General features: G+C 75.7%; 6 protein-coding genes. 3 read left to right on the top strand and 3 right to left on the bottom strand.

Translation table 11 applies throughout. From position 1 onward, the window contains the following. Positions 1–1,075, top strand: a 1,075-nt coding sequence (locus KZQ38_RS33625) for a tetratricopeptide repeat protein (protein ID WP_219448047.1), incomplete at its 5' end; no start/stop codon positions are given. A 247-nt stretch (positions 1,076–1,322) separates the two neighbouring features. Next, positions 1,323–2,519 carry a coiled-coil domain-containing protein gene (locus tag KZQ38_RS33620; protein ID WP_219448046.1) on the top strand — a complete coding sequence of 399 codons (1,197 nt, stop codon included), beginning with the start codon at positions 1,323–1,325 and terminating at the stop codon, positions 2,517–2,519. On the opposite strand, the gene KZQ38_RS33615 is transcribed toward KZQ38_RS33620, so the two are convergent. The 3 genes from KZQ38_RS33615 to glyA all read right to left on the bottom strand — a co-directional run bounded on the left by KZQ38_RS33615 (position 2,516) and on the right by glyA (position 5,605). After that, positions 2,516–3,646, bottom strand: coding sequence for an FAD-dependent monooxygenase (locus tag KZQ38_RS33615; protein WP_219448045.1), 1,131 nt, complete (start codon positions 3,644–3,646; stop codon positions 2,516–2,518). The two genes, KZQ38_RS33620 and KZQ38_RS33615, sit on opposite strands and share 4 nt — an antisense overlap. After that, positions 3,643–4,167 carry a TetR family transcriptional regulator gene (locus KZQ38_RS33610; RefSeq protein ID WP_219448044.1) on the bottom strand — a complete coding sequence of 175 codons (525 nt, stop codon included), beginning with the start codon at positions 4,165–4,167 and terminating at the stop codon, positions 3,643–3,645. The genes KZQ38_RS33615 and KZQ38_RS33610 overlap by 4 nt, the downstream gene beginning before the upstream one ends. Positions 4,168–4,291: 124 nt before the next feature. Then, positions 4,292–5,605, bottom strand: coding sequence for a serine hydroxymethyltransferase (glyA, locus tag KZQ38_RS33605; RefSeq protein ID WP_219448043.1), 1,314 nt, complete (start codon positions 5,603–5,605; stop codon positions 4,292–4,294). Between the two features lie 92 nt (positions 5,606–5,697). On the opposite strand from glyA, the gene KZQ38_RS33600 reads away from it, so the two are divergent. Next, positions 5,698–6,540: a helix-turn-helix domain-containing protein gene (locus tag KZQ38_RS33600; RefSeq protein ID WP_219448042.1), complete on the top strand. Its 843-nt coding sequence runs from the start codon at positions 5,698–5,700 to the stop codon at positions 6,538–6,540. The last annotated feature ends 3 nt before the right edge of the window (positions 6,541–6,543 follow it).

Raw genomic sequence — 6,543 nt, 5'->3', positions numbered from 1 at the left:
TCGGTACGCCATGCACGACCTGGTCCGCGCCTACGCCACGCGCACCGCCGAAACCCTGCCCGTACCGAAGCGGGAGACGGCCCTGGTGCGGGTGACGGACTTCCACCTCCACACCGCCCACACCGCCGACCGCCTCCTGTACTCCCACAGCCCACTCCTGGACCCCGGCCCACTCGCACCCGGCGTCCACCCGCAGCCACTGGCCGACACGGCGGAGGCGACGGCGTGGCTGGAGGCCGAGCACGCGACCCTGCTGGCCACCCAACGCACCGCGGCGGCGCTGGGTCGCCACCACGCCGTCTGGCACCTGGCCTGGGCGCTGGACGCGTTCCACCTGCGGCGGGGGCACCGGCGTGACGCGCTGGCCGTGTGGCGGGCGGCGCTGGAGTCGGCCGAGCACCTGCCCGACCCCGCCACCCGCAGCCGCACCCACCGCCGCCTCGGCCAGGTCTGCACCAGGCTCGCTCTGCACCGGGAGGCCGCCGAGCACCTGGACCGCGCCCTGGCCCTGGCCCGCCGGCACCGCGACTCCGCCGAACAGGGCCACACCCACCTGGCGCTCGCGATCGACCGGGGCGAGCAGGGTGACGACCGGCGGGCACTGGAGCACGCCCACCACGCCCTGGACCTCTTCCGCGCCCCCGACCACGAGGTGTGGCGGGCCGCCGCGCTCAACGCGGTGGGCTGGTTCGCCGCACGGCTGGGCGAGTACGACACCGCCCGCGAGCACTGCCACGCCGCCCTGACCCTGCACCGGTGCCACTCCGACACCGACGGCAAGGCGTACACCCTGGTCAGCCTGGGGTTCATCGCCCACCGCACCGGCGACCACCACACCGCTCTGGACCACTACCGGCAGGCCCTCGCCCTGTTCCGCGCCGTCGGCCACGCCTACCAGGTCGCGGAAACCCTCGACAACCTCGGCCACCTCCACACCGCCCTCGGTCAACCCGAGCAGGCCCGCGCGGTGTGGGGGGAGGCGCTTCGGCTGTACCGGGACCAACTCCGCGCCGACGAGGCCGCCTGCGTCCAGCAGCAACTCGACACCCTCGACCGGTCGACCAAGAGCCCCTGACCCGCGGCGCGGCTTCTCTGATGTCGGGCCGAGCCCGCCGGTCACCGAACCGGTCGACGGCCCAGGGTAGGGCGCGGACCAGCGTGCCTTCCGGCCTCGTCTTGGCAGGTAGCGGGCGTATCGGGTTCGCCCCGCCCGAGCTGGCTTCCGATAAGTGAACCTTATCGGAAGCCAGGATAAGTGGGTTGATAGCGTTGCGTTGCAGGCAATAACGTTTGAACCAACGTAACTCTGCTACGATATCGCCGTGACGACGACCGACGCGCCCGCATCGACCTGCAACTTCCCCGGCTGCACGCGGCCCGTGTTCCGGGGCGGCGGGCCTGGGCGGCCGGCTGAATACTGCGACCTGCCGGAACACACCCGGTGGCGTGCGTGGCGGGAGCGGCAGCGGTTGGCGGCGGCCGAGGAGCGGGGCGCGGAGGTCGTCACCGTGACGAAAGGGCCGCCGGGGATTACCGCGGGCAAGATCAGGGCTGAGGAGTTGCTGGAGCGGTTCCGGGTGTTGGCCGAGCAGTTGTCCACGACGTTGCAGGGAGCGGTCGGCGAGCTGGCCGCCATCGGCGACCCGAGCGTGGCCGAGAGCCGGGTGCAGGCCGCCGAGGCGGACGCCGCTCGGCGGGTGGCCGAGGCGGAGGCGGCGGTCGCGGAGGCGCAACGTCGGCGGCGGGCGGCCGAGGACGCCCGGAAGGTCGCCGAGGAGACCACCGAGGACGCGGTGTCGGCCGCCGAACGGGCCGAGCAGGACGCCGCCGCCGCGTACGAGCAGCGTGACGCCGCCCGAGCCGAAGCCACGGCCGCCGTGGAGCGGGCCGAGGTGGAGATCGCGGCGATCCGCACCGAGGCCGCGACCGCCGTCGAGGAGATCCGCCGGGAGGCCGAAGCCCAGGTCGAGCAGGCTCGGGAGGACGCGGTGGCGCGGACCGAGCAGGCCCGTCGCCAGGCGGTGCGGGAGATCGAGCAGGCACGTGCCGACGCCGAGCAGCGCGCCGCGGCCGACATCGCACGGGCACGCGAGGAAGCCGACCGCCGAGCCACCGAGGAGATCACGCGTGCCCGCGCCGACGCGGACCGCCGGGCCGCCGAGGAAGTGGCCCGCGCGCGGGACGACGCCGACCGCCGGGCGACCGAGGAGATCACGCGCATCCGCGACGACGCCGAGCGGAGGACCGAGCAGGAGATCGCGCGGGCACGCGAGGAGGCGGAACGCCGCGCTGCCGAGGAGATCACGCGCGCCCGGGACGACGCCGCACGGCGAACGGCGGCGGACGTGGCCGAGGCGGAGCGGGCGCGGCAGCGGGCCGAGGCCGAGGTGGAGGCGATGCGGGTGCGGGTGGCGGAGGCCGAGCGGGTCGCGGCGGCGTTGGAGGAGGCGCGCGTCCAGACGTTGGCCCGCGCGGAGCGGGCCGAGGCGCAGTTGGACCGGGTGCTGGGCGGCGACTAGCCGATCAGCGCGGTGGGCTTGCCGACGACGCCGGCGGCGATGAGGCGGTCCACGCCGGGCACGCGGGTCAGGTGCAGGGCCAGCCGGCGGGCGTGCAGGCGCAGGGCGGTGGACGGCAGGAACCAGTGCGCGCCGTTGCGGGCGACGCGTTGCTTCTCCTCCACGACCGGCCGCCACCGGCGTTCGTACGCGTCCGGGTCGGTCAGGTGCTCCGCGAGCACGAACGCGCCGCCCATGCCGAGGGACGCGCCCTGCCCGGCGAGCAACGACACCGCGCCGCACGCGTCACCGACCAGCACCACCCGACCCCGGCTCCACCGCGGCACCACCACCTGCGCCACCTGGTCGTAGTACGGGTCGGGCGGGCAGTGGTCGAGGACCGCGGGCACGATCCAGCCGAGCGTCCCGTACGCCGCGCGGACCGCGGCCCGCGGGTCGGCGGGCAGCGCGGGGTCGGCCGCGCGGTGCACGGTGAACGCCGCCACCCGGCCGTCACGCAGGCCGTAGCAGCCGACCTGCCTGCCGACGGTGTCGGTGAGCACGAACCGGCCCGCGACCACCCGGTGGATGTCGGGCGCGTCGAACACGAACGCCGCGGTGTGGAAGCCGAGGTGGCGGACGAACCCGTCGCCGAACACCAGGCGGCGCACCGCGGAGTGGATGCCGTCGGCCCCGACCAGCAGGTCGGCGTCGAGCGCCGTGCCGTCGGACAGCCGCACGGACACGCCGTCCGCCCGGTTGTCGACGTCGGTGACGGCGGCGCCGAAGCGCAGGTCGACCGCGGGCGGCAGGGCGGTGCGCAGGATGTGCTCCACGTCGGGCCGCATGATGCTGGTCATCCGGCCGCCGACGGTCGCGGCGAACCGCGCGAAGTCCAGTCCGGCGCGTCGCCTGCCGCGTTCGTCGTGGTAGGTGGCCTCGGCGAACCGGTAGCCCAGCTCGTGGAACCGGGGCAGCAGGCCCATCCGCTCGGCGACGTCGTAGCCCGGCCCGAAGAAGTCGATCATGTAGCCCTCGGGGCGCGGCCCGGCGGCGCGTTCCACGACGACGGTGGTGTGGCCGAGCGCGGCGAGCCGCCCGGCGAGGGTGAGGCCGGCGATGCCCGCGCCCGCGACGACGACCTTCACCGCAGCACCCGCCCCAGGACGGGCACGACCAGCGCGCGGGACAGGCTCGGGTCCAGGGCGCGGTGCAGGAGCACGCCGTCGACGGCGGCGGCGAGGACGGCCGCGGTGGCGTCCGGGGTGGGCACGCCGCGTTCGGCCAGCCACGTGGCGACGACCTGCCGGAACTCGGTGAGGACCGCGGCGACGGCGTGCCGCAGGTCGTCGTCGCGGGTGGCGGCGAGGAACGTCTCGGTGAACAGCTCCTGCCCGCCCGCACCGTCCAGGGCCGCCAGCAACGCGTCGAGCGCGGCCTCGGGGTCGGCCGCCGCGGCGAGCAGGTCGGGCACCCCGTCGAGCGCCCCGCGCAGTGCCCCGACCGACGCCTCCACCAGCACCGCCCGGGTGGAGGGGAAGTGGTAGTGCACCACGCCCGAGCCGACACCCGCGCGTTCGGCCAGCACCCTGGTGCTGACCGCGCCCCACCCCCGTTCGGCGATCAACTCCGCCGCCGCCGCGAGCAGCCGTTCCCGGACCGTGGCCATCCGTCACCTCCACGTTTTGGACGATCGTACTGGACGATCGTCCAAAACGGGAAGCCGGTCGAGCAGGCCCTCCCGGACGGGTCTGTCTTCCCTGGTCGGTGCGCCTGGGGCGCGGGCACGGAGGTCAGCGCGCGTTCACCGCGTGCCGCAGGGCGACGGCGTCCGCGCGGACCCGCTCGGGGGCTTCGCCGTCGAGCAGCGCGCGCCGCACGAGGGCCGCGACGGCGGGCTGGTCGGCGGGGGTGAAACCGCGGCGGGTGATTTCCTGGGTGCCGATGCGCAGGCCGCGCATCCCCTCGCCCGCGTCCTGCCACGGCAGGCCGATGCCGCTGAGGTAGACGCCCGCCGCGCCGAGCAGCCGGCCGGCGCGGTCCCCGCCGCCGAGGTGGTGGGCGTCGACCGCCACGTGGTGGGAGCGGGTGAATTCGGCGTCCCGCCGGACCACGTCGAAACCGTTGTCGTGCAACGCTTCCGCCAGCGCACGGGCGTTGGCCAGGCACGCCGAGGCGTAGGCGGGGCCGTGCGTGGCGAGTTCGGCGGCGGTGACGGCCAGCGCGCCCAGGCGGCCGGCGTCGTAGTTGGCGAGCAGCCCGGGGTAGGCGACGGTGGAGACGCGTTCGGCGAGGTCCGCCGAGCGGGTGACGACGCAGCCGCCGGGTGGGCCGCCGAACGACTTGTAGGTGGAGAACGTCAGCACGTGCGCGCCCTCGTGCAGCGGGCGCTGGAACGCCTTGGCCGCGACCAGGCCCGCGACGTGCGAGGCGTCGTAGAGCAGGATCGCGCCGACCTCGTCGCACGCGGCGCGCACGGCCGCCACGTCGTGCGGGAACAGCATGACGCTGGCGCCGATCACCACGATCCGCGGCCGGTGGGCGTGCAGGAACGCGGGCAGCCGCGCGTGGTCCACGTCGAGGCGGCGCGGGTCGTAGGGCAGGTCGACCACGGTCAGGCCGCGGACCGCGGGCGCGCCCCGCGCGTGGTGGCTGGCGTGGCCGCCGGCGGCTTCGGGCAGCACGGCGATGGTGTCGCCGGGCCGGGCGAAGGCCGTGTAGACGGCGAGGTTCGCCAGGGTCGCGCTCTGCAACCGGACTTCGGCGTGCGTGCCCTCCACCAGGTCGGCGACCAGCAGCGGGGCCAGCACCTCCAGGGTGTCCAGGTGGTCCAGGCCCACCTGGTACTTGTCCCCCGGCCACCCCATGCTGGGCCGGGTGGACAACGCGGGCCGGTTCGCCGCGGCGGCGGCCGGGCTGAGCACGTTGGTGCCCGCGTAGAGCACGATGCCGTCGTCGTCGATCAGCGCGCCGTGCGCGGCCTGTGCCGCGTGGACGGTCGCGGCGACGCCGGCGGGGCTGAGGTCGGCGGACACGGCGGCTTCCACTTCCGCCATGCGCCGCCGCGCGTGGGGTGGGGCCCAGGGGGCGATCCTGCTGCTGGTCACGCGGGGACGGTAGGTCGCCGCGGCACGGGTCCGCGTCCGCGTGGCGTCGCGAGTTGTTCCTACCGGTGTAGGGCGTTTCCTACAGTTGCCGGGTGCAGGAGCTGCTGGACGAGCTGTCGCGGGCGCTGGGGCGCGGTGTCTCGGTGGACGACGTGGTGGGCCGGGTGGTGGCGCACAGCGCCCAGACCGACGACGTGGACGCGGCGCGGGTGCGGGCGATCCTGGCGCGGCGGGTGCCGGCGGAGGTCGCGGCGTGGCAGGACGCGCACGGCGTGGCGACGGCCGACGGACCGGTCCGGGTGCCCGCGAACGCGGCGCTCGGGTTCCAGGAGCGGACGGGGTTCCCGTTGCGGCACAACGGTGTCCTGGTCGGTTTCCTGTGGGTGCTCGGCGTGGTGGACCCGGCGGTGGTGGCGGGTCACCTGCCGGCGCTGGCGGCCGGGGTGCGGGTGGGTGAGCGGACGCCGGTGCGGGTGGTGGTCGCGGTGGAGCCGAGGGCGGTGCGGACGGTGCCCGCCACCGGGCCGGTGCCGGACCTGCCGGGGCACGTGGGGGTCAGCGACGCGCTCCCGCCGGACCGGGCGGGCGACGCCTACCAGCAGGCGTTGGCGGCGGCCGAGCTGTCGCGGCTGGACCCGTCGCTGCCGCGCGTGGTGTCGTGGTCGGAGCTGGGCGCGTACCGGCTGCTGCTGGGCGCGCCGCCGGACGACGTGCTGGCCGGGTTGTCGGACGTGCTGCGGGCGACGGTGGAGGCGTACCTGGACTCGGGGTGCGACGCGCGGGCCACGGCGCAGGCGCTGCACCTGCACCGCACCAGCCTCTACTACCGGCTGGGCCGGGTGGAGGCGGCGACGGGCCGGGCGTTGTCCGACGGCCGGACGCGGTTGGAGCTGCACGTGGCGTTGAAGCTGCTGCGCCTGCGCCGCCGGACGTGATAA

The organism is Saccharothrix obliqua (assembly GCF_019375475.1).
In the GTDB taxonomy this organism is placed as follows: Bacteria; Actinomycetota; Actinomycetes; order Mycobacteriales; family Pseudonocardiaceae; genus Actinosynnema; species Actinosynnema obliqua.
This window is presented reverse-complemented; position numbering and strand designations above follow the sequence as displayed.